This window comes from Paenibacillus cisolokensis, from assembly GCF_018403665.1.
In the GTDB taxonomy this organism is placed as follows: domain Bacteria; phylum Bacillota; class Bacilli; order Paenibacillales; family Paenibacillaceae; genus Paenibacillus_AH; species Paenibacillus_AH cisolokensis.
In genome coordinates this window covers 1-1,395 of record NZ_BOVJ01000269.1, presented here as the reverse complement: position 1 = coordinate 1,395, position 1,395 = coordinate 1, and the positions used below count along the sequence as shown (strand labels likewise).

General features: G+C 47.2%; 1 protein-coding gene. It reads left to right on the top strand.

From position 1 onward, the window contains the following. The first annotated feature begins 120 nt into the window (after positions 1-120). Positions 121-1,347, top strand: coding sequence for an IS256 family transposase (locus tag PACILC2_RS25925; RefSeq protein ID WP_213531897.1), 1,227 nt, complete (start codon positions 121-123; stop codon positions 1,345-1,347). The last annotated feature ends 48 nt before the right edge of the window (positions 1,348-1,395 follow it).

Sequence of the window (1,395 nt, the reverse complement as noted above, 5' to 3'; positions counted from 1 at the left end):
AGTTGAGTCCGTATAATTGTGTAAAAACGGAATCTCTTTTAAAAAATTAAGAGAGCCATTTCAAAAACCCTCGGTTAGAATGAAGTTTGCGGACACCATTCCTGGAGAGGAGTTTTTGTTATGGCTCAATATCAGATTACTGTAGATTCGCAGCTTTTGCAGCAACTTTTTCTCGGAAATTCGCAGGATTCGGGGGTGGCCAAACTGTTGGAATCGGTATTGAATCAGGTGTTGCAGGCCCAAGCTACGGAACAGCTGTCTGCGGAACCGTACGAACGTACAGATGAACGCCAAGGTTATCGGAACGGTACATATCCCCATCAACTGACGACGCGAGTGGGAACGATCACCCTTCGGGTGCCACGGATTCGAAATGGAAAGTTCTCGACAGAAATGTTTGCCCGCTATCAACGAAGTGAACAAGCCTTAGTTTTAGCCCTCATGGAGATGGTGGTGAATGGGGTATCCACTCGAAAAGTTTCGCAAATCACGGAGGAACTGTGTGGAACCGAGTTCTCTAAGTCAACGGTTTCCGAACTGTGTAAACGCCTGGATCCGATTGTAACGGCTTGGAACAACCGAAATTTACGAGAGAGCTTCTATCCATTTCTTATTGTAGATGCCCTCGTTTTAAAGGTTCGTGAAGAGGGGCGTGTACGCTCTCGTGGTGTAATGTTGGCCTACGGGGTGAACACGGAAGGCTATCGAGAAGTCCTGGGACTGATGCTTGGAGATAGTGAATCAGAGGCCAGTTGGGGTGAGTTTTTTAGCTGGCTGAAAGATCGAGGCTTGCGAGGCGTAGAACTCATTGTGTCCGATCAACATGGCGGGCTCGTACGAGCCATTCGAACCCATTTTCAAGGGGTAACGTGGCAACGGTGTCAGACTCATTTTATGCGAAATATCCTCGATGCCACGCCCAAGCAGTTGCAAGAGGAGTTGTATCCCCGTGTTCGTGCGATTTTGGATGCTCCTGATCTTGAGACCGCACGGTTGTTGTTACAACAAACGGTGGAAACGTACGAGACCAAAGCTGCAAAGGCGATTTCCGTTTTGGAGAATGGTTTTGATGATGCCACAGCCGTTCTTCTGCTCCCCGAAAAGTACCGTAAACGACTTCGGACAACAAATGGCATGGAGCGACTCAATGAAGAAATTCGCCGACGAGAACGTGTCATACGCATTTTTCCTAACCGTGAATCGGTTATTCGCCTGATCGGAGCTTTACTTATGGAGATAGACGAAAAATGGGCAAGCGGCAAAAAATATCTCGATATGGCAGAGTATTTGGAATGGCGAGAAACTCAGGCAACAAAAGCGATGTCTAAAGTGACTCGCATTGGCTAATTTATTTCTCTAGCCGAGGGGAATTTACACACAAAAATGGACTTGATC